Source organism: [Clostridium] citroniae WAL-17108, from assembly GCF_000233455.1.
In the GTDB taxonomy this organism is placed as follows: domain Bacteria; phylum Bacillota; class Clostridia; order Lachnospirales; family Lachnospiraceae; genus Enterocloster; species Enterocloster citroniae.
Genome location: NZ_JH376420.1, coordinates 167,644 through 194,065, shown reverse-complemented (window position 1 = coordinate 194,065; position 26,422 = coordinate 167,644). Strand labels below are relative to the sequence as shown.

Here is a 26,422-nt window from a genome sequence, read left to right as displayed (position 1 = left end):
ATGTATGCAGGGAAGCATCATAAAAAGTCTCCCCCTCCCGGCTTCAATTCACTTGAATTTTCATGATAAATAAGGCATAATAGGTACTATACAAAAGAATTGCCATAAAATACCATGGAATAAAGTGGAGGAACTCCAAGTATGGAAAAGACAGGCAGGGAGATTACCCAGGAACTGTTAAGCGGGTTTTGTATCCATTTAGAGGAATCAGGATATGCGAAAGCGACTGTGAACAAATATAAAGCGGACCTGATGCAGTACATATTATTTTTGGAAGGCGCGCCGGTGTGTGAAGAGGGACTGAGCCGTTACAGGGAATACCTGGAGCAGCAGTACCGGACAAGCAGCGCCAATTCCAAGATTGCGGCGGTCAATGCCTTTTTTAAGTCCGTTGGCTGGGAGTACCTGATTCCGGCCCTGGAGCCGGGAGAGAGCCTTCCGGTGATGGGGGAGGAGCTGACCCTGTCCGAGTACAGGCAGCTGTTAAAGGAGGCAAAGCAGCAGGGGAACCTGCGCCTCTATTATCTGATCCAGATCCTGTCTTCCACAAAGATCAATATAAGCGAGCACCGGTATGTGACCGTGGAGGCTGTATCCCGAGGATATATGGTGATCCCCCGTGGAAAGAGATCACGGGTGATATTTATACCGGACCGTTTAAGGCGTCAGATCCTGACGTATTGCAAGAAGCAGGAGATCCAGAGCGGACCTGTGTTTGTGAACTGGAAAGGGACGCCCCTGGACCGGAGCAATGTCCATAAGTACCTAAAGCGCCTGAGCCAGAATGCAGGAGTGGATCCTGAAAAGGTCAATCCCAGAAGCCTGACCCGTGTGGTGGAATTCAGTTCGGCCGTATACATGCTGGATGAAAAGATGGCAGGTGAGGTACAGGACCCGTAAACAGACGGGAAATCATAGCGAAAAGCCAAAAAACTTCGGACCTCTGCCAGGGGGTCCGTTTTTTAAGCGTTGCATTTCTCCGGATTTTTTTGTATACTAGCTATAACTGGGCCTAAATGGAAGAACACAGTGTTTGGATACCCAGGAAATAACATCAGACTTGTAAGTGAATGACAGGGGGCTATATTTGTGGCTGATTCAAGCAAACGACAGCAGAGTGGAAACAGAAAACCGGGCAGGCCAAAGGGCAGCACATCAGGAAAGGGCAGCTCGTCCTCAAAAGGCCGCAAAACCTCAGGAAAAAAGGGCTATACGGAAGAAAATACAGAGTTTATGAGAGCAGAAGTGGTCATCATCTGCTCTTTTGCTGTTGCCATCCTTTTGTTTTTAAGTAATTTCAGGCTGTGCGGCGTGGTGGGTGATGTACTCAGAGGCGTACAGCTGGGGATCTTTGGTATGGTGGGATATCTGGTGCCTGTACTTATTTTTGTGGGCACCTGTTTTCATCTGTCCAATCAGGGAAACCTTCATGCGGCCATGAAACTGGCGGCAGTGGTGGCGGCAGTGGTCACGATCTGCGGGCTGCTCCAGCTCTTTTTCGGGACCGCTCCCGCAGGGGCGCCATGGGGGGACTATTATAAGCAGTCCTACCTGACCGGCGTTGGAGGCGGATGGATCGGCGGTGTTTTGACCTCTTTTCTTATTATCGGACTGGGAAAACCGGGAACCTTTCTGATCCTGGCCGTGCTGTTTATCATCTGCATGGTGTGCATCACGGAACGCTCCTTTGTAAACGTTGTAAAAAAGGGCGGGGACAAGGCTTACCAGTACGCCAGGGAAGATATGGACAGGCGCAGGGAAGTGCATGCCCAGAGGGCGGAGGAGAGAAAGCGCCTCAGGGAGGAACAGAAGGTCCGGGGCGTCAACCTGGATGCCACGCGGCTTACTGCTTATGACGATTATGATGAGGAAGAGTATGATGAGGAAGAGTTTGACAGGGAGTTCGGCGCTGATCTGGATGAGATCCCGGATGAGTACCAGGACAGCCCTGCCATGGACAGCGTGGCGGCATCCGGCGCTCCGGTCATGGTGAATGAGTTCAGGGGCAAATTTGATCCGCCCTTAAATCACGGGCAGGAGGATACGGATGGGCTTGACCTGGATGATGTGGGAGCATTGGCCAGGTCTATTGAAGGGCACAGCAGACGGGAGTCCGATGCCCCTGTGGTGACGGGGATTTCGGTGGAGGAAGACGGATTTGGGTATGATGACCAGGATACCATCCGTGTACATAAGGATAACCGGACCCTGGAGGAGATGGATATGGCGGACTCCCTGAAGGGGGAGCCGTCAGGGTACAGTGAAGTGCCCTGGGACAGCCGGGAGGAAGGGATACCAGGGGAGAGCGGGGACTTTTCCGGTATGGATACATACAGCCGGGACACCTCGGAGCAGGGCCTTAATTATGACAGTGTATTTGTTCCCGAGGAGCCCAAGCGTGTGGTGACCGCATCGGGAAAAGTTATTGAGACCGAGACCGAACTGCTTCAGAAAAAAATAGAAAAGAAACATGAGGAGACAGCGGCCAAGGATGAAACTGATCTGACCGTTGCCGAGGAGATCAAAAAAAAGGAAGAGGTGGTAAAAAAGGAATATATATTCCCTCCCACCAGGCTTCTGAAAAAGGGCAATAAAAATCCAGGAGCTTTTTCCGGCGATGAGTATAAGGCCACGGCCATCAAGCTGCAGCAGACCCTGCACAATTTTGGCGTGGGCGTGACCGTGACCAATATAAGCTGCGGGCCGGCCGTTACACGGTATGAACTTTTGCCTGAACAGGGTGTGAAGGTGAGCAAGATCGTGGGCCTTACCGATGACATCAAACTGAGTCTGGCAGCTGCGGACATCAGGATCGAGGCGCCCATTCCGGGTAAGTCTGCGGTGGGGATCGAGGTGCCCAATAAAGAGAACAACATGGTATATCTCAGGGACCTGCTGGAGGCGGACGGGTTCACAGGCCATAAATCCCGGCTGGCCTTTGCAGTGGGAAAGGATATCGGCGGCCAGGTGGTGGTGACCGACATTGCCAAGATGCCCCATCTGCTCATTGCAGGCGCCACTGGTTCGGGCAAATCCGTGTGTATCAACACCCTGATCATGAGTATTATATTTAAGTCCAGTCCGGATGATGTAAAGCTGATCATGGTGGATCCCAAGGTGGTGGAGCTTAGTGTGTATAACGGGATCCCCCATCTTCTGATCCCCGTGGTGACAGACCCTAAAAAGGCATCCGGCGCTCTGAACTGGGCGGTGGCTGAGATGACGGACCGGTACAAGAAGTTTGCAGACTGCAATGTCAGGGATCTGAAGGGATATAATGAGAGGGTCGAGAAGATAAAGGATATAGAGGATGAGAATAAGCCTGAGAAACTGCCTCAGATTGTGATCATCATCGATGAGCTGGCAGATCTTATGATGGTGGCCCCGGGAGAGGTGGAGGATTCCATCTGCCGCCTGGCCCAGCTGGCCAGGGCAGCTGGCATCCATCTGGTGATCGCAACCCAGAGGCCCTCTGTGAATGTCATCACAGGCCTGATCAAGGCCAATGTGCCGTCCAGGATCGCATTTGCCGTATCCTCGGGTGTGGACTCCAGGACCATCATTGACATGAACGGGGCTGAGAAGCTGCTGGGCAAGGGCGATATGCTCTTTTATCCGGCCGGTTTCCCCAAACCCCAGCGCGTCCAGGGAGCCTTTGTATCGGATGAGGAAGTGGGCCGTGTGGTGGACTTCCTTACGGAGCAGGGCATGGTGGCGGAGTACAATCCGGAAGTTGAGAGCCGGGTGTCCTCGCCCAGCGCCGATACAGGGGGAGCACAGAGCGACAGGGATGAATATTTTGTCCAGGCAGGCAAATTCATTATAGAAAAAGAAAAGGCATCCATCGGTATGCTTCAGAGGATGTTTAAAATAGGTTTTAACCGTGCGGCCCGCATTATGGACCAGCTGGCAGATGCCGGTGTGGTGGGCGAGGAAGAGGGGACAAAACCCAGGAAAGTGCTCATGACCATAGAGGAATTTGAGGAAATACTGAAATAAGGAAAATAAATTATTTTAAGGAGGATGTATCCATGAAATCAGACATTGAGATTGCTCAGGAAGCGGTAATGCAGCCCATTAAGGAGATTGCTGCCTCTTACGGGATTTCGGAGGATGACCTGGAGCTTTACGGCAAATATAAAGCCAAGCTCACAGATGAACTGTGGGAAAAGGTAAAAGACAAACAGGACGGAAAGCTGGTGCTGGTGACAGCCATCAACCCCACGCCTGCCGGTGAGGGCAAAACCACCACCACCGTGGGGCTGGGGGAGGCCTTTGGCAGGATGGGGAAAAACGCCATCATAGCCCTGAGAGAGCCGTCCCTGGGCCCCTGCTTCGGTATCAAGGGCGGGGCTGCCGGAGGCGGATATGCCCAGGTGGTTCCCATGGAAGACCTGAACCTGCATTTTACCGGAGACTTTCATGCCATTACCTCAGCCAATAATCTGCTGGCCGCTCTCCTGGACAACCACATCCAGCAGGGAAATGCCCTGGGCATCGACCCGAGGCAGGTGTTGTGGAAACGGTGTGAGGACATGAACGACAGGGCCCTGCGCAATATTGTCATTGGACTGGGGGCAAAGGCTGACGGCATGGTGAGGGAAGACCATTTTGTGATCACGGTTGCCTCAGAGATCATGGCCATTCTCTGCCTGGCAGACAATATGGAAGATTTGAAGGAGCGTCTGGGACGCATTATTGTGGGCTACAGCTTTGCAGGACAGCCTGTGACGGCATCGGACCTGCATGCGGTGGGAGCCATGGCGGCTCTTTTAAAGGATGCCTTAAAGCCCAACATGATCCAGACCCTGGAGCATACAGGCGTGCTGGTGCACGGGGGACCGTTTGCAAATATCGCCCATGGCTGCAACAGCGTAAGGGCAACCAAGACAGCCCTTAAGCTGGCGGATATCGTGGTCACGGAGGCGGGCTTTGGCGCTGATCTGGGAGCCGAGAAGTTTCTTGACATCAAGTGCCGGAAAGCGGGGTTAAAGCCGGATGCAGTTGTGCTGGTTGCAACGGTGCGGGCGCTTAAATACAACGGCGGGGTTCCCAAGGACCAGCTTGGACCGGAGAACCTGGAGGCATTAAAGCGGGGGATCGTAAACCTGGAAAAACACATAGAGAACATCCAGAAGTATGATGTCCCTGTGGTTGTGACCCTGAATTCCTTCACAACAGATACAGAGGCGGAATATGCTTATATTAAGAAATTCTGTGAGGATATGGGATGTCAGTTTGCATTGTCCGAAGTTTGGGCAAAGGGGGGCGAGGGCGGGATTGCCCTGGCTGAAAAGGTGCTGGAAACCCTGGAGCACAGGCCCGGAAACTTCCATGTGCTGTATCCGGATGAGATGGGGTTAAAGGATAAGATCCATACCATTGCCACTGAGATTTACGGCGCGGACGGTGTTTCCTATACTCCGGCCGCATCTAAGGCCCTGAAGAACATTGAGGACATGGGATTTGGAAATCTTCCTGTCTGTATGGCAAAGACCCAGTACTCCCTGTCTGATGACCAGACAAAGCTGGGACGTCCCACTGCATTTACCATCAATGTAAGGGATGCATACGTATCCGCGGGGGCCGGTTTTGTGGTTGCCCTTACAGGTTCCATCATGACCATGCCGGGTCTTCCAAAGAAACCGGCTGCGGAGAATATTGATGTGGATAAGAACGGAAAGATCACAGGACTTTTCTAATATAACGGACTGCCGTGACAGAATGGATAGAGAGGACAACATATGGTATTAAGAGATTGGCTAGAGGGGCTTGGGTATGAACTGGTACAGGGAAGCCTGGACCGGGAAGTGACAGAGGTGGTGTATGATTCCAGGAAAGTGGTTTCCGGGGCTGTGTTTGTCTGCATGGCGGGAACCAGGGTGGATTCCCACGGGTTTGTGCCCCAGGTATTAAAAGCCGGTGCCAGGGTGCTTGTGACAGAGCGGGGGATTGAAGGGGAGATGGCCTGGTCGGGACTGTCCCCGGAGGAACTGGCGGATGTGACCGTACTCAGGACAGAGGACGGCCGCCGTGCCCTGGCTCTTTTATCCGCGGCCCGGTTTGGTTATCCTGCTAAAAAGATGATCACCATCGGGGTCACCGGAACAAAGGGAAAGACCACCACGACCCATATGATCAAAGCCATATTGGAAGCGGCAGGCAAAAAGGTGGGAATGATCGGAACCACGGGAATCGTCATAGGCGACACCGTTACCCCCACCATGAACACCACGCCGGAGTCCTGGCAGCTGCACCAGGCATTTTCCCAGATGGCAAAGAGCGGATGCCAGTATATGATTATGGAGGTATCCTCTCAGGGGATCAAGATGCACAGGGTGGATGGGATCACCTTTGATTACGGTATCTTTACCAACATTTCCCCTGACCACATCGGTCCGGATGAGCACGCGGATTTTGAGGAGTATCTGTATTACAAGTCCAGGATCCTGAACATGTGTAAGGTGGGCCTTGTGAATGCCAATGACAGCCATTTTAAGGCCGTTGTGAGGAACGCGTCCTGCGCCATCCACACCTACAGTGTTCTGGAGGAGGGGGAGGGTGTGCCGGATGCTGATTTTACCGCATCCAACATCCGCTATGTGTCCCGTCCGGATTTTGTGGGCACTGAGTTTGATGTAAAGGGCAGATATGAGATGGATGTGCGCCTTGGGATCCCGGGGCTGTTTAATGTGGACAATGCGCTGGCGGCAGTGAGCATTTGCAGCTTCCTGGATCTTTCAAAGGAGAGGATCAGCCATGCCCTGGAGCATGTCCGGGTCAATGGACGGATGGAGATCGTACACACCTCCGCCCGCTGCACCGTGCTTGTGGATTATGCCCACAATGCAGTGAGCATGGAAAGCCTGCTGTCCACACTGCGCCAGTATCATCCAAAGCGCCTGGTGGTGGTGTTTGGATGCGGCGGAAACCGCTCTAAGGAGCGCAGGTATTCCATGGGTGAGATCGGCGGAAGGCTGGCTGATTTAAGTATTGTGACCGCGGACAATTCCCGCTTTGAAAAGGTGGAGGATATTATTGCGGACATAAGGGGAAGCATTGAGAAGACCGGAGGCGTGTTTATAGAGATACCCGACCGGCGGAAGGCCATCGAATACAGCATTACCCATGCCCGGCCCGGGGATATGGTTGCGGTGATTGGAAAGGGCCATGAGGACTACCAGGAAATTAACGGTGTGCGCTATCATTTCCTGGACAGGGAAGTCATTGAAGAAGTAGTAAACAGGCTGGGAGATGAGGCATAAAGATGAAAGAGATAACAGCAGCGGAACTGACACAGGCCGTGGGAGGCAGACTTTTATGGGGAGAGGGTGAGATACTCATCGGGCATATCAGCCTTGATTCCAGGAAAATGGAGGGCGGCGACCTTTTTGTGCCCATCATAGGGGAAAATGTGGACGCCCATGATTTCATATGCCAGGCCCTTGGAAATGGGGCATCAGCCGTATTTACCAGCCGCCATCACTCCCCGGAGGATGTGCAGGAGACTGTTAAGGCTCAGTCGGGGGATGACTCTGCCAGACGGGAACGCGCCCTAGCGGCCGCCTGGATCCAGGTGGAGGATACCAGAAAAGCCCTTCAGGATTTTGGGGCGTACTGCAGGGCAGGCAGGACCCTTCCCCTGGTGGGGATCACAGGAAGCGTGGGGAAGACCACGACCAGGGAGATGATCGCTGTTGCCCTCAGTGCTGGATTTTGCGTGTATAAGACACCGGGCAACAGTAACAGCCAGGTGGGTGTACCCATTACCATTGCCGAGATTCCGCAGGAGGCCCAGATCGGAGTCATTGAACTGGGCATGAGTGAGCCGGGAGAGATGACAAGGATTGCCAGAGTGGCTCAGGTGAACTGCGCTGTGATGACCAACATAGGTGTGACCCACATTGAACAGCTGGGATCCCAGCAGAATATCCTGGAAGAAAAACTCCACATCCAGGACAATATGGCAGCTGACGGCCTGCTTGTGCTTAACGGGGATGACGGGCTGCTTAGGGATGTGGTTCCTGAGAACGGCAGAAGGAAGATCCTTTACGGATTGTCTGAGGGCTGCCATTACAGGGGGGAGGACCTTCACCTGGAACAGGGGTATCCTGTGTTTACGGCAGTCCATGGCAATGAGCGCGTTGCAGTCCGCCTGCGCGTCATGGGCAGCCATATGGTCAGCAACGCCCTGGCAGCCCTGGCCGTTGCCGGAACATACGGTGTTCCCATGAAAGCGGCGGCTGAAAAGCTGGAGGAGTTTGAAGGATATAAGGGAAGACAGCAGATCTTCACGCTGGACCGTGTGACGGTGATCGATGACAGCTATAATGCAAGCCCTGTATCCATGAAGGCGGGCCTGGAAGTGCTCTGCTCCGTGGCGGGAGAGGGAAGGAAGATCGCTGTACTGGCGGATATGAAGGAACTGGGAGCGGATGCCCCCAGGTTCCACCGAGAGATCGGCGCATATATCGCCGTTCATCCCGTGGATCAGGTGGTTCTGCTGGGGGAACTGGCTGCTGAGATAGGAGATGAGCTGGCTGCTCTGGCGCCCGGAATTCCCCAAGTATCTTTAAGGGAGCTGGGAGAAGTGGAGCATTGGCTGGATGAACACCTGAAGCCGGAGGACTGTGTGCTGTTCAAGGGGTCCAACAGCATGAAGCTGTCCCTGGCAGTGAAACACTTAAAGGAACAGGCCGCCCTAAATAAAATATAAGGTAACAGTTTCGGGACGGAACAGTTACAATATAAGAAAGACAGTACAGAAAACCATGCAGGAATGGATGACAGGATCCTTATGCCATGGTTTTCGTACTGCTTTTTTTATATCTGTTGTTTATCGGAACGTTTGGCCTGCCCAGAACTGCCGTCCTGCCCAGAACGGTTGGTCTGTCCAGAACTGCCGGACTGTCCTGAGCTGCCGGATTTCCCCGAATCCTCCTTTTTTTCTGAGTCACAGGGCTGGCATAACGCCTGGTGGGCGGCGATCGTATTGAGCGTATCACCCAGCTGCGAGTAAATGGAACTGATAAGGGCAATTTCCTCAGGCGATCTTCCTTCGGCGATACAGCAGGCAAGGGCTGATATGGACATTACTAATTCACATGATTGCATCTGATTCACCTCATATCATCATATGAGGTGGGGAGAGTATTTAGAATATTGGATAATAACAGCGCTAATTGCGGGGAGAGAGAATAAAAAGTGCATGTCTTTTTGCTGTTCGGGGAAGAATATTTCTCCATGAAGATAAATTCCTGGAAAAACAGGTACAGATAAGGAGAAAGACAAAAATGAAGCAGCATAAGGATGACAGAAAGATACTATGGCATACCCTTGCTTTTATGGCATTTTCCACAGTGTGGGGATTTGGAAATGTGATCAACGGATTTTCAGAGTATGGCGGGCTGAAGGCGATCGTGTCCTGGATCCTGATATTTGCGATCTACTTTGTGCCCTATGCCCTGATGGTGGGAGAGCTGGGATCCACCTTCAAACATGCGGGAGGCGGTGTCAGCTCCTGGATCCATGAGACCATCGGTCCTAGGATGGCCTATTATGCGGGATGGACCTATTGGGTAGTGCATATGCCCTATATCTCACAAAAGCCTAATTCCACGGTGATCGCGGCCAGCTGGGCCTTGTTCCAGGACAAGAGGGCCAGCGGCATGAATACCACGGTGATGCAGCTGATCTGTCTGGTGATCTTCCTGTTTGCAATGTATCTGTCCAGCAAGGGAATGAGCGTGCTCAAGCGTTTGTCCACTCTGGCCGGATCAGCCATGTTCATTATGTCCATGCTGTTTATTGTAATGATGGTGGCGGCGCCGGCCCTGACCACCGGCGCCTTTGTGCCCATTGAATGGTCGGTGCGGACCTTTATGCCTACCTTTGATATGAGTTTCTTTATGGGGCTCTCGATTTTGGTATTTGCAGTGGGCGGCTGTGAGAAGATATCTCCCTATGTAAATAAGATGAAGGACCCTGCCAGGGACTTTTCCAAGGGAATGGTTGCCCTGGCTCTTATGGTGGCTGTGACCGCCATCCTGGGAACCATTGCCCTGGGCATGATGTTTGACTCCAACCATATTCCTGGTGATCTGATGACCAACGGAGCTTATTATGCGTTCCAGAAATTGGGAGAATACTATCATATGGGCAATTTCTTTGTGGTAGTATATGCCCTGACCAATCTCATCGGTCAGTTCTCCGTCATGGTATTGTCCGTGGACGCGCCGCTGCGCATGCTTTTGGACAGCGCTGACTCCCGGTTCATACCAAGCAGGATGTTTGAGAAAAATGAACACGGCACCTATGTAAACGGCCACAGGCTGGTTCTGCTCATTGTGTGTGTACTGATCGTTGTGCCTGCCTTTGGGATCAAGAATGTGGACGTGCTGGTGCGCTGGCTGGTGAAGGTCAATTCCGTCTGCATGCCCCTTCGCTATCTCTGGGTGTTTGTAGCATATATCGCGTTAAAAAAGGCAGGGGACAAGTTTCAGGCCGAGTATCGCTTCCTGAAGGGGAGGATTCCGGGAATCCTGGTGGGAACCTGGTGTTTTGTTTTTACCGCATTTGCATGTATCACAGGTATTTATTCCGAAGATCCCTTCCAGCTGGTACTCAACATCATCACGCCCTTTGTGCTGGTGGGATTGGGCTTTATCCTGCCGTGGATGGCTGAGAGGGAGAAAAAAGCCTGATCGCCCGTTATCTGGCCTATTGCCTGAGCGCGGGCTTTGTGGTACAGTATTTAGGTATGAAACCAAAAGGAATCAAAGGAGAATAAGACATGACATTAGATAGAAACGACTGCAGGAAGACAGCGGAGGGACTGATCCGTTTCCTGGAAGACAGCCCCACCAGTTTTCATGCAGTGGAGAATATAGGCAGACTGCTCTGTGAAGCCGGGTTTACCCAGCTCCATGAAGGGGAGGCATGGGAACTTCGCCGGGGCGGTTCCTATTTTGTAACAAGGAACCAGTCCTCCATTCTGTCATTTAAGATACCTTTGGGAGCATTTAACGGATTTCATCTGATCGCAAGCCACAGTGACTCACCTTCCTTTAAGATCAAGGAGAATCCCGAGATGGAGGCAGGAGGGCACTATATCAAACTGAACGTGGAAAAATACGGCGGAATGCTGTGCGCGCCCTGGATGGACAGGCCCCTTTCCGTGGCGGGCCGCCTGGTTGTCAGGGAGGGAAAACGCCTGGTGACAAAGCTGGTGAAGGTGGACCGGGACCTGCTGATGATCCCCAATCTGGCCATCCATTTTAACAGGGAGGTCAATGACGGCTATAAATACAACCCCCAGGTGGATATGCTGCCTCTGTACGGAGATGCCTCTGCCAAGGGGACTTTTATGAAAACCGTGGCTGAGAGCGCCGGGGTCAGGGAGGAGGATGTCCTGGGCCATGACCTGTTCCTTTACAGCAGAACACCGGGGACGATTTGGGGAGCTGACGGCGAGTTTATCTCCTGCGGCCGCCTGGACGACCTGCAGTGTGCGTTTGCATCCCTAAAGGGCTTTTTGGAAGGGGAAAATTCTGAAAATGTGTCTGTCCACGCCGTGTTTGACAATGAGGAAGTGGGAAGCGGCACAAAACAGGGAGCGGATTCCACTTTCCTGGAGGATACGTTAAAGCGGATCAACAGAAATCTTGGGAGAAGTGAGGAGGAATACCTCATGTCCCTGGCATCCAGCTTCATGATATCGGCGGACAATGCCCACGCGGTCCATCCCAACCTTGACCTTAAGGCAGACCCCACCAACCGGCCCTATATGAATGAGGGAATCGTCATCAAGTACAATGCCAACCAGAAATACACCACGGATGCTGTTTCGGCAGCCATGTTTAAGGTACTCTGCCAGGAGGCGGACGTGCCCTTCCAGACCTTTGCCAACCGTTCCGACATGCCCGGGGGCTCCACTTTGGGCAACATCAGCAATGCCCATGTAGCGCTTAACACCGTGGATATCGGTCTTCCCCAGCTGGCCATGCACTCACCCTATGAGACGGCGGGGATAAAGGATACCTGCTATCTGGTCCAGGTGGCTAAGCATTTTTATTCCGCCGGTATCAGGGCGGGTGAGTCGGGAAGTTATGAGATAATATAAGGATGGTATGATATGTTTTCCAGAAAACAACTGATAAAGCTGCTGGCGCCGCTGATCGTGGAACAGATCATGGCAGTGCTGGTGGGAATGGTGGATGTGGTCATGGTGGCTGCCGTTGGCGAGGCCGCCGTATCCGGGGTTTCACTGGTGGACTCCATCAGCGTGCTGATCATACAGATCATGGGAGCCCTGGCAACCGGGGGCGCGGTGATCTCGGCGCAGTATTTGGGCAAGGTGCAGCCAAGGGATGCCCGCAAGGCGGCCGGGCAGCTGGTCACCGTGACCCTGGCCCTTTCCATGGTGGTGACAGGGATCGCGATCCTTGGGAACAGGCATCTCTTGGGCGCTATTTTTGGAAGGGTGGAGACTTCGGTCATGGACAATGCCCAGACATATTTCTGGATCACGGCCCTTTCCTACCCCTTCATCGGGCTGTATAACGCCTGTGCGGCCCTGTTCCGCTCCATGGGTAATTCCAAGGTATCCATGATGACCTCCCTTGTGATGAATGTGATCAACATTGCGGGCAATGCCGTCTGCGTGTTCGGCCTTGGGATGGGGGTGGCCGGAGTGGCTTATCCCACCCTGTTAAGCCGTATCATAGCAGCGGCCATGATGCTGGTGCTGATCCAGAACCGTCATAATTCCATCCGCCTTAACAGCCTGAAGCTCCTTGTGCCGGATGTGAGGATGATAAAGAACATACTCTCCATCGGCATACCGGGCGGGTTGGAAAGCGGTATGTTCCAATTTGGGAAAATCTTCCTCCAAAGTCTTGTGTCCTCCCTGGGCACGGCTGCCATTGCCAGCTATGCGGTTGCCAGCAATCTGGTGACCATCCTGTACCTGCCCGGAACTGCCATCGGGCTGGGGCTGATCACCATTGTGGGCCAGTGCGTGGGTGCCGGAAGGCTGGCGGAGGCAAAGCATTATGCAAAGACCCTGATGGGGGTGAATTACGGGATTCTGGCAGTGCTCAGTACCGCCATGGTGGTGTTCTCAGGCCAGCTGGTGGGGATCTACCATCTCTCGGAACAGGCGTCCCGGCTGTCCAGGGAACTGATTACAGCTCACAGCATAGCCATGATCTTGTGGCCCCTGGCCTTTATCATTCCCCATACCCTGAGAGCGTCCCTGGATGTGAAATTCACCATGGCGGTAGCCGTGTTTTCCATGTGGGCGTTCCGCATCGGGTTTGCATACTTGTTTGTGAATATATGTAAGCTTGGGGTGATGGGAGTGTGGTACGGTATGTTCATTGACTGGATCTTCCGCGCCTTTGTATTCTCGTGGCGTTTCAAAGGGTTTGAAAAACGGGCCGTGGCTGTGAAGTGATGTGTGCCATTGTCCACTGAGGGAAAATACTGTAGGATAAGTGATACTGGAGCGCTGTGAACGGCAAGATCAACACGCCGGCCGGCAAAAGGGGGATGTACATATGCAGGACCATTTTATGGATATAAAAAATACGCAGGAGCTTCTGAGCATGGCCCGCACAGGCCTGTGGGTGATCGAGATGGACCAGGACAGAGCGCCTCGGATGTACAGCGACAAGGCCATGCTGGAACTGCTGGGATTAAAAGAGATGCCGTCCCCGGAGGAATGTTATGAACTGTGGTATGGACGGATCGATCCGGCATACTGCCCCATGATACAGTCCGGTGTGGAAAAGATGATCAGGAATGAGCGGGCTGAGGTGCAGTATCCCTGGGAGCATCCCGTTCTGGGCCGTATCTATGTGCGGTGCGGAGGAGTCCGGGACCTGAGTTACCAGGGGGGAGTGTGCCTTCGCGGGTATCATCAGAACATCACGGACACGGTCATGTTAAAGGACAAGGCCCGGCTTCGTGACAATGTGCTGTCCAATCTGTGCCAGTGCTATTATTCCATCTATCTTTTTGACCTGGACCACGATACGGAGGAAGCAATCTGGCAGGAGACATGGATAGAAAAATCCAGGGAGTTTCCCAAGGGGAGTCTGAAGCTATATTATGAAAAGTTTATACAGGGCCATGTTTGCCATGAGGACCAGGAGAAGATGCGCAGGGCCGGAAGCCCTGAGTTCCTGCGAATGACCTTATCCAGAGATCATCCCGTATATGACATTGACTTCAGAAGGCAGTATCCGGAGGGGGTCCAGTGGGTCAGATCACGTTTCAGCGTTGCTGAGATGGAGGGAAGCCGGGTCGCCAAGGTGATTTTTGCAAACATGAACATCCACGACCAAAAGATGATGGAGATGAAACAGGAGGAGGAGAAACGGAATGCCCTGATGGCCGCATATGAGGCGGCCCAGTATGCAAATGAGGCAAAAAGCAATTTCCTGGCCCAGATGTCCCACGATATCCGCACCCCCATGAATGCCATTGTGGGTATGACCTCCATCGCCCTGGCCCAGGTGAATGATCCGGGGCGTGTAAAGGACTGCCTGAAGAAGATATCCATGTCCAGCAGCCATCTTTTAAACCTGATCGATGAGGTGTTGGATATGTCTAAGATCGAGAAAGGAAAGATGGAACTGTCCAGGACCCCTTTCTGTCTGCGCCGCCTTCTGTGTGAGGTGGAAACCATTATTTGTCCAGAGGCGGAAAAGAAAAAGCAAAGCCTGACAGTGGACGGGGGACAGCTCATGCACGACCGGCTCATAGGGGACAGCGGACGGCTGCGCCAGGTACTGTTAAACCTGCTGTCCAATGCAGTCAAATATACCCCGGAAGGCGGAAGGGTGGAGCTTACGGCAAAGGAGGTGACGGAACGCTCGCCGGGATCCGGGACCTTTGTGTTTATAGTGGAGGATAACGGGATCGGAATGTCCGAGGATTTCCGGGATTACGTGTTTGTCCCTTTTATGCGGGAAAATGACGATAGTGCCGCCGCTGTCCAGGGAACGGGTCTGGGCATGTCCATTGCCCAGGGGATCGTAAATGCAATGAACGGCAGTATCCAGGTGGAGACCCAGAAAAACAGAGGGAGCCGTTTTACGGTCACCCTTTCCATGGAACTGGATGGGGAGGAACACATGGCGGGAGATCCGGGGCATGGTGCAGTCTCAGGGCTTCTGCGCAAGGTATCCCAAAAGACCGTCCGCCTGCTGGTGGCCGAGGACAATGAACTGAACATGGAGATCGTGCATACCATTTTGTCCGAAGCCGGATTCCTTGTGGAGGAGGCCTGCAACGGGCAGGAGGCGCTGGACCTGTTTGAGTCGTCTGCCGAGGGCTATTACCAGGCTGTCCTGATGGACCTGCAGATGCCTGTGATGGACGGCTATACGGCGGCCAGACGGATACGAAACAGTTCCCATCCCCAGTCGGAGGAGATTCCCATCATTGCCCTGACCGCCAATGCGTTTGCCGAGGACATGGCGAAGGCCCTGTCCGCAGGCATGAATGACCATGTTTCAAAGCCCATTGATTATGACCGTCTGTTTGCTGCCCTGAACCAATATATTCCCTGATTTGCATTTTTCCCTATTCTCATGTATAATAGGCTGGAGTACGGGAACGTACATATCAGATTTAAAGATTGACAGGTGAAGTGTGTGGGGCAGAAGTATGCCAATATTATCATAGATATTTCCCACGAAAGTGTGGACAGGACCTTCCAGTACAGGATTCCGCAGGAACTGGAGGACCGCATTCAGGTGGGGCATCAGGTATATATTCCCTTTGGGCAGGGCAACCGGCAGCGCAAGGGGTATGTGGTGGGCCTGACGGACCAGGCGGAGTTTGATGAGAATAAGCTGAAGGATGTGGCTGGGATTGTGCAGGGAAGCGTGACTGCGGAATCCCAGCTTATTTGGCTGGCATGGTGGATGAAGGAACGGTATGGTTCCACCATGAACCAGGCATTAAGGACCGTGCTTCCGGTGAAGCAGAAGGTAAAGGAGGCGCCCCGGCGCAGGATACGCTGCCTTTTGGATCCCCAGGGGCTGGAACAGGCAGCTGCACAGGCCAGGCAGAAGAACCATAAGGCCAGGCTCAGGCTTTTAGAAGCCCTTAAGGATTCAAGCATCATACCATATGAGGAGGCCGCAGGGCGCTTAAACCTTACTGCGGCTGTCATAAAACCCCTGGAGGAGGCCGGTGTCATTGCGGTGGAGGTGGTGGAGCGTTACAGGAACCCGCTGCTGGAAATGCAGAGACTGGCCGGAGCGGATTCTCCTGTATTTGCAGACCAGGCCCCGCCCTTAAACCAGGTCCAGCGTCAGATTGCGGATTCCATTATCCAGGATTACCGGGAGGGGATAAGAAAGACCTATCTGATCCACGGTATTACGGGAAGCGGCAAGACCGAGGTCTATATGGAACTGATCAGCCATGTGCTTTCGGCAGGGCGTCAGGTCATTGTGCTCATACCTGAGATATCCCTTACATGGCAGACCGTAATGCGGTTTTACAATCGGTTCGGCAACCGCGTGTCGGTGATGAACTCACGCATGTCGGCCGGGGAGCGGTATGATCAGTATGAAAGGGCCAGAACAGGGGATATTGATATTATGATCGGTCCCCGTTCCGCCCTGTTTGCCCCTTTTTCCGATCTGGGTCTGATCATCATTGACGAGGAACATGAGAATGCGTACAGAAGTGAATTGTCCCCCCGCTATGATGCCAGAGAGGCAGCCTCCGTGCGTGCGGAAGCCAACGGAGCATCCCTTGTGCTGGGATCGGCCACACCGTCCCTGGAATCCTACACAAAGGCTTTGAGAGGGGAATACACCCTGTTTACCATGAAGGAGCGGGCCAAGACAAAGGCAAGGCTTTCCCAGGTGGAGATCGTGGACCTGAGAGAGGAGCTGAGGGCCGGGAACCGTTCCATATTCAGCCGCCGCCTTCAGGAACTGATCCAGGAGCGGCTGTCAAACAGGGAGCAGATCATGCTGTTTATCAACCGCAGGGGGTATGCCAACTTTGTGTCCTGCCGCGCCTGCGGTGAAGCGCTTAAGTGCCCTCACTGTGATGTGACCCTGACCCTGCACAGGGACGGACGCATGATGTGCCATTACTGCGGCTACACCATACAGCAGCCTGGGGAGTGCCCTGCCTGCGGTTCCCGGTATATTGCGCCCTTTGGTACCGGAACCCAGAAGATCGAGACCATGGCCGGGGAACTGTTTCCCGGCGCCAGGATCCTGCGCATGGACACGGACACCACATCCAAAAAGGGAGGTCATCAGGAGATCCTCTCCGCCTTTGTCAGGGGAGATGCAGACATCCTCATCGGTACACAGATGATCGTAAAGGGCCATGACTTTCCCAAGGTGACCCTGGTGGGAGCGCTGGCAGCGGATCTGTCCCTGTATGCATCGGATTACAGGTGCGGGGAACAGACCTTTGAACTCCTGACCCAGGCAGCCGGGAGGGCCGGGAGGGGAAACCTTCCGGGCAATGTTATCATACAGACCTATCAGCCGGACCATTATTGTATCGTGACCGCTGCCAGCCAGGATTACGAGGCATTTTACGGTCAGGAGATGGCATACAGAAGGCTTCTTGGGTATCCGCCGGCCGTGGCCCTGCTCACCATCCAGATGGCCTGTCCCAGGGAGGATGTGCTGGAGCGGACCGCCTCAGAGACCGCCCGCTGGGTGGAGGAGAGGGCAGGGAGCGCCATGGAGGGCTTTAAGCTCATCGGCCCGGTGAATGCGCCTGTATACAAAGTTAATGATATTTATAGAAAAATTTTATATATAAAGCACGAAAATTATGATATACTGATACAGATTAGGAAAATGGCGGAACTGCGCCTTAAGGAGGCGGAGGGCCGTTTTGGACTGACAGTACAATATGATTTAACGTGACAGAACATAATAAAGGAGATTGAGACCACGATGGCAGTTCGACAGATAAGGGTTATGGGAGACGAGATTTTAACAAAGAAGTGCAAACCTGTGAAGGAGATGACCGGGCGTACCATGGATTTGATTGAGGATATGTTCGAGACCATGTATGAGGCCAATGGCTGCGGCCTGGCCGCACCTCAGGTGGGCGTGCTGAAGCGGATCTTTGTGGTGGACGTGGATGACGGCAACCAGTATGTGATGATCAACCCTGAGATCATCGCCCAGGAGGGGGAACAGACCGGTTATGAGGGCTGCCTGAGCCTGCCGGGCAAGTCAGGTATCGTGACACGCCCAAACTATGTAAAGATGCGGGCGCTGAATGAGAATATGGAGCCGGTGGAAGTGGAGGGAGAAGGTCTTCTGGCCAGAGCCCTCTGCCATGAATATGCCCATCTGGAAGGCCAGATGTATGTGGAGCTGGTGGAAGGGGAACTGGTGGACACCAACCCGGAGACCGGCGAGGAGATCATTGAGGAATAGGAGTGGGAAGATGCGCATTGTTTTTATGGGAACACCTGACTTTTCCGTGCCCACCTTAAAGGCACTGGTAGAGGCAGGCCATGATGTGGCTGCAGTGGTGACCCAGCCTGACAAACCAAAGGGCAGGGGAAAAGAGATGCAGATGACGCCGGTGAAGATCCAGGCGCTGGAATATAAGATACCGGTGTACCAGCCGGTGAAGGTAAGGGATGAGTCCTTTGTAAAGGTTTTGCGGGAGATGGAGGCGGATGTCTTTGTGGTCATAGCCTTTGGCCAGATTCTTCCCAAATCCGTCCTGGACCTGCCGAGGCTTGGATGTGTGAATATCCATGCCTCCCTGCTTCCCAAGTACCGGGGAGCGGCGCCGATCCAGTGGTGTGTGATCGATGGGGAGAAGGAAACCGGCATAACCACCATGATGATGGATGTGGGGCTGGATACCGGCGATATGCTGGAGAAGGTGGTGATCCCCATTGACAGGGATGAGACAGGGGGAAGCCTCCATGATAAGCTGAGCCTGGCTGGCGGGGAACTGATCCTGTCCACCCTTAAGAAGATGGAGGAGGGAACCATAGTCCGCACCCCCCAGACGGAGGAGGGAACCTGTTACGCCAAAATGCTTACCAAATCCCTGGGAGATATTGACTGGGAGAAGAGCGCGGTGTCCATAGAGCGTCTGATCCGCGGACTGAATCCATGGCCCAGCGCATATACCATGTGGAATGGAAAAACCATTAAGATATGGTCCGCAGATGTACTTGGGAAAGACGAGGAAGAGGGGATTGCCCACAGCGTTCCATCCCTTGACAGTGCTCCCCGCGGTACGGTGGTATGTTCCGGCAAGCGGTCCCTGGTGGTTAAGACCGGCGAAGGCCTGCTGTCCATAAAGGAACTTCAGATGGAGGGAAAGAAGCGCATGGATGTGGATGCGTTCCTGCGGGGGTATCCTGTCCCTGAAGGGGATATACTGACAAGGAAAACTGAGTAGCATGGAAGCATACTTGAATGCACAATTGAAAGAGAGTGATGAATAACTATGTATTATCCATTTTTTTATGATTCAACCTATATTCTGGTTCTGATCGGCGTAGTCATATCCATGATAGCCTCCGCCAAGCTGAACTCCACCTATCAGAGGTATTCCTCCGTGCGCAGCATGTGTGGTCTTACAGGCGCCGAGGTGGCCCAGAAGCTTTTGAACAACCAGGGTATCTATGATGTGACCGTGCGCCGTGTGGCGGGCAATCTTACGGACCACTACGACCCCAGGACAAAGACTGTGAACCTGTCGGATTCCGTATACGGTTCCACCTCCATTGCAGCAATCGGCGTGGCGGCCCATGAGTGCGGCCATGCCATGCAGGATGCCAGCGACTATTCGCCCTTAAGGATCAGGGCAGCCCTGGTGCCTGCCGCCAATCTGGGCTCCAGCCTGGCCTGGCCCCTGATTCTCATCGGCCTGCTGCTTGGGGGAGGCGGTTCCACCCTTGCCGGCATCGGTATCCTGTTGTTTTCACTGGCAGTGCTGTTCCAGCTGGTCACTCTGCCGGTGGAATATAATGCTTCACACAGGGCAGTGACCCTGCTGGATTCCACCGGGATCCTGTCCGGACAGGAAGTGGGGCAGACCAGGAGCGTGCTGAGCGCGGCGGCCCTTACCTATGTGGCGGCAGCTGCGGCATCCATTCTTCAGCTCCTGAGGCTTCTTATGATTTTTGGCAATCGAAGAAATGACTAATACCTGGAGAGGACATAAGAGGAATGGCTAAGATATCGGACCGCGGACTTGAAAACAGGGAGATCGTACTGGATATACTGACAGAGGTACTGGAAAGGGGGAGTTTTGTCCACCTTGTACTGAACCAGGCTTTGCAGAAGTACCAGTACCTGGACAAGCCGGACCGTGCCTTTATCACACGGGTCACCGAGGGCACGCTGGAATATCTTCTGCAGATCGACCATATCATTAACAGGTATTCAAAGACCAAGACAGAAAAGATGAAACCGCTGATCCGCAATCTTTTAAGGATGAGCGTGTACCAGATCCTGTATATGGACAGGGTGCCGGATTCCGCCGCCTGCAATGAGGCGGTGAAGCTGGCGGTAAAGCGGCATTTTTCAGGCCTGAAAGGCTTTGTCAACGGCGTGCTCCGGACTGTTTCCAGGGAAAAGGATTCCCTGGTGTTTGATACGCCGTCCCTGGCCTACAGCATCCCTCAGTGGATGTATGACATGTGGGAAAAGGAATATGGAAGGGAAAAGGCGGGGGCAATTGCCGCCTCTTTTCTTAGGGACGGACCCACCTGGGTGCGCTGCAATCTCAGCAGGGCGTCCAGGAAGGAGATCCTGGAATCCCTGGCATCCCAGGGGGTGGCTGTGACAGGACTTTCCTGGCTGGAATCCATGATATCCATATCAGGTTATGATTATCTGGAAAGCCTGGAAAGCTTTCGGAACGGATGGATCCAGGTTCAGGATGTGACCTCTGCCCTGGTAAGCGAACTTGCTGATCCGAAGGAGGGGGATTACATCATTGATGTGTGTGCTGCTCCGGGAGGAAAAAGCCTTCACCTGGCTGACAAGCTAAAGGGTACGGGCATGGTGGAGGCCAGGGATCTGAGCGAGCAGAAGGTGGCCATGATAGAGGAAAATATGGCCCGCTTTGGCGCCTCCAACATAAAGGCGGTGGTTTGGGATGCCCTGGTGACGGATGAAGATGCCAGGGAAAAGGCGGATATCGTTATCGCGGACCTTCCCTGCTCAGGCCTTGGGATCATTGGGAAAAAGCCTGACATCAAATACAACATGACCATGGAAAAGATGGCTGAACTGGCCTCCCTTCAGAGGGAGATCCTTGCCGCTTCATGGGAGTATGTGAAGCCGGGCGGAACCCTTGTGTACAGCACCTGCACCATTGACACAAAGGAGAACGAGGAGAATGCCAGATGGCTTTTAAGCCGCTTCCCGCTGGAGCCGGTGGATCTGACAAACCGGGTGGGGAATGCCTTTGACGAGCCATCGCTGAAGGAAGGAATGATCCAGTTTCTTCCGGGGATCCATCCCTTTGATGGATTTTTCATCAGCGTGTTCAGGCGAAAATAGAGAATCAGGAGTATGTTATGCTGGATTTAACGGATTTTAAAGGCCGGAAAGATATAAAGTCCATGACACTGGAAGAGGTGTCAGAGGAGATGGCAGCCCTGGGAGAGAAATCTTTCAGGGCAAAACAGATTTATGACTGGATCCATGTGAAGCTGGTGGAATCCTTTGAGGATATGAGCAGCTTATCCAAGGAACTGCGGCAGAAGCTGAAGGAGCATTACAGTCTGACAAACCTGCGTATTGTGGAAGAACGGGTATCACAGATCGATGGAACCAGGAAATATTTATTCGGTCTGGAGGACGGCAATATCATAGAGAGCGTCTGGATGCAGTACCATCACGGCAATTCCGTTTGCATTTCCTCCCAGGTGGGGTGCAGGATGGGATGCCGTTTCTGCGCCTCCACCCTGGATGGCCTGGAACGGAACCTGCGGGCATCGGAGATGCTTGACCAGATCTACAGGATACAGTCGGTCACGGGGCAGAGGGTTTCCAACGTGGTGGTGATGGGTTCCGGAGAACCCTTTGACAACTATGACAATGTGATCCGTTTTCTGTACCTGATCTCCCATGAAAAGGGCCTGAATATCAGCCAGAGGAACCTGACGTTGTCCACCTGCGGCATTGTACCGGGAATCAGGCGGTTTGCCGAGGAAGGACTGGGGGTCACACTGGCCCTGTCCCTTCACGCGCCCAATGATGAGGTCCGCCGGACGCTGATGCCCATTGCCAACAGCTACCAATTGAAGGATGTGCTGGAAGCATGCCGTTATTACCATGAGAAGACAGGGCGAAGGCTTACCTTTGAGTACAGCCTGGTCCGGGGGGTCAATGACAACCTGGATGAAGCCAGGGCATTGGCAAGGCTGATCAGGGATCAGCACGGCCATGTGAACCTGATCCCCGTAAACCCCATCAAGGAGAGGGACTATGTCCAGTCAGGGCAGAAGGCCATTGCCGAGTTTAAAAATCTCCTTGAAAAAAGCGGGATAAATGTTACTATTAGAAGAGAAATGGGCCGGGATATAGGCGGAGCCTGCGGCCAGCTGCGAAAGAGCTATATGGAAGGAGAGGAGTAACCATGGAAGCATATGCATTAACGGACATAGGCCAGGTAAGATCCATGAATCAGGATTATATCTATTCCTCACCGGAGATGGTGGGCTCACTGCCTAATCTGTTTTTGGTGGCGGACGGAATGGGCGGTCATAAGGCCGGAGATTACGCTTCACGGTTTGCGGTGGAGAATCTGGTCATCTATATCAACAGGGCAGGGAAAGGCTCTCCCGTCATGCAGTTAAAGATGGGAATTGAGGAAGTGAACGAAAGGCTGTACGAGGAATCCCTGAAACGGGAAGAATTAAAGGGCATGGGCTGTACCCTGGTGGCCGGCGTGGTGGAGGACGGAACTCTTTACGTGGCCAATGTGGGGGACAGCCGCCTGTACCTGATCCAGGCAGGCGCCATACGGCAGGTGACCAGGGACCATTCTTATGTGGAAGAGATGGTGGCCATGGGCCAGATGCGCAGGGGCAGTGTGGATTACAACAGCCGCAAGAATATCATAACAAGAGCCATGGGAATCGGCAGGAGTGTGGAACCTGATTTCTTTGAGGTGGATCTGGAGGAAGGGGATTATATCCTTCTCTGTTCCGATGGTCTGAGCAATATGGTGGATGACGATACCATCTGCAGTATTGTTACCGGTCCGGGAAGCCTGAAGGAAAAGGCTTCACGCCTGATCAGGGAAGCAAACCGGCAGGGAGGAATTGACAATATCGCAGTGGTGCTTGTGAATCCCCTGGGAAGGGAGGCGGGCACATGTTAAATCCTGGTACATATCTTCAGAACCGTTATGAGATCCTGGAACGGATTGGTTCCGGCGGAATGTCTGTGGTGTATAAAGCCCAGTGCCATACTCTGAACCGTCCGGTGGCCATCAAGGTATTAAAAGAAGAATTTGCCTTTGACGATAATTTTGTCAGCAAGTTCAAGATGGAAGCACAGGCGGCCGCCCGACTGTCACACCCCAACATTGTCAGTGTCTATGATGTAGTGGATGAGGATGTGCTTCACTATATTGTTATGGAGCTGATCGAGGGGATCACCCTTAAGAATTATATAGAGAAAAAGGGGCACCTGGAGAGCAAGGAAGCGATTGGGATCGCCATCCAGGTAGGACAGGGGATCGCGGCAGCCCATGAACAGCATATCATCCACCGGGATATCAAACCCCAGAACATGATCATATCCAGGGACGGCAAGGTAAAAGTGGCTGATTTTGGAATTGCCAGGGCTGTTTCTACACAAACTATGAATGCCACGGCCGTGGGGTCTGTCCACTATATTTCACCGGAACAGGCCAGGGGAGGTTACTGCGATGAGCGCAGCGATATCTATTCCTTTGGCATTACCATGTATGAGATGGTTACAGGCAAGGTTCCCTTTGAGGGGGATAATACGGTTACAGTTGCACTGGCCCACCTGGAGGAGCCTGTAAGACGTCCCAGTGAGCTGGTACCTGATCTGTCCCATGCCCTGGAGCAGATCATTCTCAAGTGTACCCAGAAGCGCCCGGACCGCCGCTACTCTAATGTGCTGGATGTGATCGGGGACCTGAGAAAGGCGCTGATGAACCCGGACTGCGATATCTATGACCTGGAAGAGGGAGATGAGCTTGGAAAAACCAGATCCATTTCCAGGGAAGAACTGATCAACATGCAGGAGAGCCGGAAGGCGGGGCGGGAGAATGAACGGTCCGAGGAGGAGTTAAAGGATGATGTACCCAAACCTGTTTCCCGCGAAAAGGGCAAGCGCCGCGGGAACGGCCATCTGTCATCCAGAAAGAATCCTGAGAAGGATGTGAGCACTCAGTTTGAGCGCATTATCACGGGGATCGGCATAGTGGCCGCCATTCTGATCGTAGCAGTGGTGCTGTTTGTGTTCTCCCGGCTGACAGGCTTGTTCCGGGCAGGCACCAGTGAAAAGCCCACGGTGACCGTGAGCACGGAGGCGGCCACCGAAAGCGTGGAAGTGAATATAACCAACAATCAGACCTACGTCCCCTCTGTTCTGAAAATGACAGAGGAAAAGGCAAGGGAGGAACTGGAAAAAGCCGGTCTGAAGATGGAAGTGACGGGAACGGACTTTTCCGACAATGTTGCAGAGGGCCTTGTGATGTCCCAGGTGTTCGATAAAGACGTTGTCCTGGAAAAGGGAAGCGTGGTGGGCGTAACCCTGAGCAAGGGCAGTGACAAAGTGGATCTGGGCGAACTGAACCTTACGGTGCTGACCGCTGATAATGCCGCAAAGCTTCTGGAGGAAAAGGGGCTTACGGTGGAGATCAAGGAAGAGTTCAGCAACACGGCTGCAGCGGGTGCTGTTTTACGGTTCAGCCCGGAAACCGCGAAGGTGGGGGAGAGCGTGACCCTGTTTGTCAGCAAGGGAATACAGGTTGTACAGGGAATGGTTCCTGAATTAAGGGGACAGAACCAGACAGCCGCGGATGCCATGCTGGCAGCGGCAGGACTCCTTCCGGGGGATGTGACCCAGGAACACAGCGATACGGTGGCCGAGGGACTGATCATCAGCCAGGCAGTGGATGCCGGAACCATGCTGGAGCCGGGGGCTGCTGTGGACTATGTGGTAAGCGGTGAGCCGGATCTGTCACAGGCGGAATCGGACCAGTACTATGTGGCGTCCATTGACCAGACCTGCTCCCTGAGTAATTATATCGGTCCGGCGTCCCAGACCAGCAGTGTCAGGGTCATGGTCCGGTTAAAACAGACCATGCCCAACGGGGAGGAGATCTATACACCCCTGATCAAAGAACGGCTGGTGGTAGGCGCCCAGACCATACCTGTGGTGATCCCAAGGATCAGAGGTGCTTACGGCGTGGACAGCGGTATTGTGGAAGTGGTAGATGCAGGAAGTGCGAATTTAACAGTAATAGCGTCCTATCCGGTTACATTTTTCCCGGTGGGATAAGAGGAGTGTATGACAGGTAAGATCATTAAGGGAATTGCCGGTTTTTACTATGTACACAATGGTAAGGACCGGATTTATGAGTGTAAGGCCAAGGGCGTGTTCCGCAATAGGAAGATCAAGCCCCTGGTAGGAGATAATGTGGAATTTTCCGTGCTGGACCAGGAGGCGGGGGAGGGCAATATTGACGTGATCCTTCCCCGGTCCAATGCGCTGGTGCGCCCGGCTGCGGCCAATGTGGACCAGGCGCTGGTGGTATTTGCCCTGACCCATCCCGCCCCCAACCTGAACCTGCTGGACCGGTTTTTGGTGATGATGGGGATCCAGGAAGTACCTGTGATCATATGTTTTAACAAGGTGGATCTGGGGGATGAGGACCTGGTGGAGACTTACAGGAAGATCTATGAAACGGCCGGATACCGGGTGGCTTTTATCAGCACCTATGAGGAGACCGGCCTGGAACAGGTGAGAAAAATCCTCAGAGGAAAAACCACGGTGCTGGCCGGACCTTCTGGCGTGGGAAAATCCTCACTGACCAATTGTATCCAGCCGTGTGCGGCTATGGAGACAGGTGATATCAGCCAGAAGATCGAGAGGGGAAAGCATACCACCCGCCACTGCGAATTGTTTTATGTGGAGGAGGATACGTACATGATGGATACCCCTGGATTCAGCTCCATGTTCACGCCTGATCTGGAGGCCGGGGATCTGAAGGATTATTTCCCTGAGTTTTCAGGCTATGAGGATGGCTGTAAGTTTCTTGGCTGTGTCCATGTGGGCGAAAGGGTGTGCGGCGTAAAGGAAGCGCTGAAAGCAGGCGGCCTCAGCCAAAGCAGGTATGACAATTATCTCTTAATGTATGAAGAACTGAAGAATAAGAGGAGGTACTGATC

18 protein-coding genes and 1 pseudogene are annotated in these 26,422 nt (G+C 53.3%); 18 read left to right on the top strand and 1 reads right to left on the bottom strand.

The window, feature by feature from the left end; all coding sequences use genetic code 11:
* The first annotated feature begins 141 nt into the window (after positions 1–141).
* From HMPREF9469_RS00845 to HMPREF9469_RS00825, 5 genes are all read left to right on the top strand, one after another.
* Positions 142–900 (top strand): tyrosine-type recombinase/integrase, encoded by a 759-nt coding sequence (locus HMPREF9469_RS00845; protein WP_007858208.1) that lies wholly within the window; start codon positions 142–144, stop codon positions 898–900.
* A gap of 189 nt (positions 901–1,089) precedes the next feature.
* Positions 1,090–3,999 (top strand): DNA translocase FtsK, encoded by a 2,910-nt coding sequence (locus tag HMPREF9469_RS00840; RefSeq protein WP_007858198.1) that lies wholly within the window; start codon positions 1,090–1,092, stop codon positions 3,997–3,999.
* Positions 4,000–4,031: 32 nt separating this feature from the next.
* Positions 4,032–5,702, top strand: coding sequence for a formate--tetrahydrofolate ligase (locus HMPREF9469_RS00835; protein ID WP_007858196.1), 1,671 nt, complete (start codon positions 4,032–4,034; stop codon positions 5,700–5,702).
* A 42-nt stretch (positions 5,703–5,744) separates the two neighbouring features.
* Positions 5,745–7,265: a UDP-N-acetylmuramoyl-L-alanyl-D-glutamate--2,6-diaminopimelate ligase gene (locus tag HMPREF9469_RS00830; RefSeq protein ID WP_007858182.1), complete on the top strand. Its 1,521-nt coding sequence runs from the start codon at positions 5,745–5,747 to the stop codon at positions 7,263–7,265.
* 2 nt (positions 7,266–7,267) lie between these two features.
* On the top strand, positions 7,268–8,716 hold the full coding sequence (locus HMPREF9469_RS00825) for a UDP-N-acetylmuramoyl-tripeptide--D-alanyl-D-alanine ligase (RefSeq protein WP_007858173.1): 1,449 nt from the start codon (positions 7,268–7,270) through the stop codon (positions 8,714–8,716).
* 215 nt (positions 8,717–8,931) lie between these two features.
* On the opposite strand, the pseudogene HMPREF9469_RS34000 reads toward HMPREF9469_RS00825, so the two are convergent.
* Positions 8,932–9,114, bottom strand: a pseudogene (locus HMPREF9469_RS34000) (DUF6774 domain-containing protein); the annotation flags it as partial.
* A gap of 179 nt (positions 9,115–9,293) precedes the next feature.
* Here HMPREF9469_RS34000 and HMPREF9469_RS00815 point away from each other — a divergent pair.
* The 13 genes from HMPREF9469_RS00815 to rsgA all read left to right on the top strand — a co-directional run bounded on the left by HMPREF9469_RS00815 (position 9,294) and on the right by rsgA (position 26,420).
* Positions 9,294–10,703, top strand: a complete 1,410-nt coding sequence (locus HMPREF9469_RS00815; RefSeq protein ID WP_007858170.1) for an APC family permease — start codon at positions 9,294–9,296, stop codon at positions 10,701–10,703.
* A gap of 89 nt (positions 10,704–10,792) precedes the next feature.
* The gene (locus HMPREF9469_RS00810; protein WP_007858169.1) at positions 10,793–12,121 is read left to right on the top strand and encodes a M18 family aminopeptidase; all 1,329 of its coding nucleotides are present in this window, start codon (positions 10,793–10,795) and stop codon (positions 12,119–12,121) included.
* A gap of 12 nt (positions 12,122–12,133) precedes the next feature.
* The gene (locus HMPREF9469_RS00805; protein ID WP_007858168.1) at positions 12,134–13,456 is read left to right on the top strand and encodes an MATE family efflux transporter; all 1,323 of its coding nucleotides are present in this window, start codon (positions 12,134–12,136) and stop codon (positions 13,454–13,456) included.
* A gap of 103 nt (positions 13,457–13,559) precedes the next feature.
* Positions 13,560–15,578 carry an ATP-binding response regulator gene (locus HMPREF9469_RS00800; RefSeq protein WP_007858167.1) on the top strand — a complete coding sequence of 673 codons (2,019 nt, stop codon included), beginning with the start codon at positions 13,560–13,562 and terminating at the stop codon, positions 15,576–15,578.
* Positions 15,579–15,662: 84 nt separating this feature from the next.
* Positions 15,663–17,921 (top strand): replication restart helicase PriA, encoded by a 2,259-nt coding sequence (gene priA, locus HMPREF9469_RS00795; protein ID WP_007858166.1) that lies wholly within the window; start codon positions 15,663–15,665, stop codon positions 17,919–17,921.
* 30 nt (positions 17,922–17,951) lie between these two features.
* Entirely contained in the window at positions 17,952–18,443 is a 492-nt protein-coding gene (gene def / locus HMPREF9469_RS00790) for a peptide deformylase (protein ID WP_007858165.1), read from the top strand.
* A 10-nt stretch (positions 18,444–18,453) separates the two neighbouring features.
* A complete protein-coding gene (gene fmt, locus HMPREF9469_RS00785; protein WP_007858164.1) occupies positions 18,454–19,431 on the top strand; it encodes a methionyl-tRNA formyltransferase in 978 nt (325 codons plus the stop codon).
* Positions 19,432–19,479: 48 nt separating this feature from the next.
* On the top strand, positions 19,480–20,181 hold the full coding sequence (locus tag HMPREF9469_RS00780) for a zinc metallopeptidase (protein ID WP_007858163.1): 702 nt from the start codon (positions 19,480–19,482) through the stop codon (positions 20,179–20,181).
* Positions 20,182–20,204: 23 nt separating this feature from the next.
* Positions 20,205–21,545: a 16S rRNA (cytosine(967)-C(5))-methyltransferase RsmB gene (gene rsmB / locus HMPREF9469_RS00775; RefSeq protein WP_007858162.1), complete on the top strand. Its 1,341-nt coding sequence runs from the start codon at positions 20,205–20,207 to the stop codon at positions 21,543–21,545.
* A gap of 17 nt (positions 21,546–21,562) precedes the next feature.
* Positions 21,563–22,624 (top strand): dual-specificity RNA methyltransferase RlmN, encoded by a 1,062-nt coding sequence (rlmN, locus tag HMPREF9469_RS00770; protein WP_007858161.1) that lies wholly within the window; start codon positions 21,563–21,565, stop codon positions 22,622–22,624.
* Positions 22,625–22,626: 2 nt separating this feature from the next.
* A complete protein-coding gene (locus HMPREF9469_RS00765) occupies positions 22,627–23,373 on the top strand; it encodes a Stp1/IreP family PP2C-type Ser/Thr phosphatase (RefSeq protein ID WP_007858160.1) in 747 nt (248 codons plus the stop codon).
* Positions 23,367–25,532, top strand: a complete 2,166-nt coding sequence (gene pknB, locus HMPREF9469_RS00760; protein ID WP_007858159.1) for a Stk1 family PASTA domain-containing Ser/Thr kinase — start codon at positions 23,367–23,369, stop codon at positions 25,530–25,532. Before HMPREF9469_RS00765 ends, pknB begins: the two co-directional genes overlap by 7 nt.
* 9 nt (positions 25,533–25,541) lie before the next feature.
* The gene (gene rsgA, locus HMPREF9469_RS00755) at positions 25,542–26,420 is read left to right on the top strand and encodes a ribosome small subunit-dependent GTPase A (RefSeq protein WP_007858158.1); all 879 of its coding nucleotides are present in this window, start codon (positions 25,542–25,544) and stop codon (positions 26,418–26,420) included.
* The last annotated feature ends 2 nt before the right edge of the window (positions 26,421–26,422 follow it).

Excerpts from the sequence above, each read along its gene's own strand:
- rsmB (WP_007858162.1), top strand. The coding sequence starts at position 20,205 with ATGGCTAAGATATCGGACCGCGGACTTGAAAACAGGGAGATCGTACTG.
- HMPREF9469_RS00845 (WP_007858208.1), top strand. The coding sequence starts at position 142 with ATGGAAAAGACAGGCAGGGAGATTACCCAGGAACTGTTAAGCGGGTTT.
- HMPREF9469_RS00800 (WP_007858167.1), top strand. The coding sequence starts at position 13,560 with ATGCAGGACCATTTTATGGATATAAAAAATACGCAGGAGCTTCTGAGC.
- rlmN (WP_007858161.1), top strand. The coding sequence starts at position 21,563 with ATGCTGGATTTAACGGATTTTAAAGGCCGGAAAGATATAAAGTCCATG.
- pknB (WP_007858159.1), top strand. The coding sequence starts at position 23,367 with ATGTTAAATCCTGGTACATATCTTCAGAACCGTTATGAGATCCTGGAA.
- HMPREF9469_RS00825 (WP_007858173.1), top strand. The coding sequence starts at position 7,268 with ATGAAAGAGATAACAGCAGCGGAACTGACACAGGCCGTGGGAGGCAGA.
- HMPREF9469_RS00780 (WP_007858163.1), top strand. The coding sequence starts at position 19,480 with ATGTATTATCCATTTTTTTATGATTCAACCTATATTCTGGTTCTGATC.
- rsgA (WP_007858158.1), top strand. The coding sequence starts at position 25,542 with ATGACAGGTAAGATCATTAAGGGAATTGCCGGTTTTTACTATGTACAC.
- HMPREF9469_RS00810 (WP_007858169.1), top strand. The coding sequence starts at position 10,793 with ATGACATTAGATAGAAACGACTGCAGGAAGACAGCGGAGGGACTGATC.
- def (WP_007858165.1), top strand. The coding sequence starts at position 17,952 with ATGGCAGTTCGACAGATAAGGGTTATGGGAGACGAGATTTTAACAAAG.
- fmt (WP_007858164.1), top strand. The coding sequence starts at position 18,454 with ATGCGCATTGTTTTTATGGGAACACCTGACTTTTCCGTGCCCACCTTA.
- HMPREF9469_RS00765 (WP_007858160.1), top strand. The coding sequence starts at position 22,627 with ATGGAAGCATATGCATTAACGGACATAGGCCAGGTAAGATCCATGAAT.
- HMPREF9469_RS00835 (WP_007858196.1), top strand. The coding sequence starts at position 4,032 with ATGAAATCAGACATTGAGATTGCTCAGGAAGCGGTAATGCAGCCCATT.
- HMPREF9469_RS00815 (WP_007858170.1), top strand. The coding sequence starts at position 9,294 with ATGAAGCAGCATAAGGATGACAGAAAGATACTATGGCATACCCTTGCT.
- HMPREF9469_RS00830 (WP_007858182.1), top strand. The coding sequence starts at position 5,745 with ATGGTATTAAGAGATTGGCTAGAGGGGCTTGGGTATGAACTGGTACAG.
- HMPREF9469_RS00805 (WP_007858168.1), top strand. The coding sequence starts at position 12,134 with ATGTTTTCCAGAAAACAACTGATAAAGCTGCTGGCGCCGCTGATCGTG.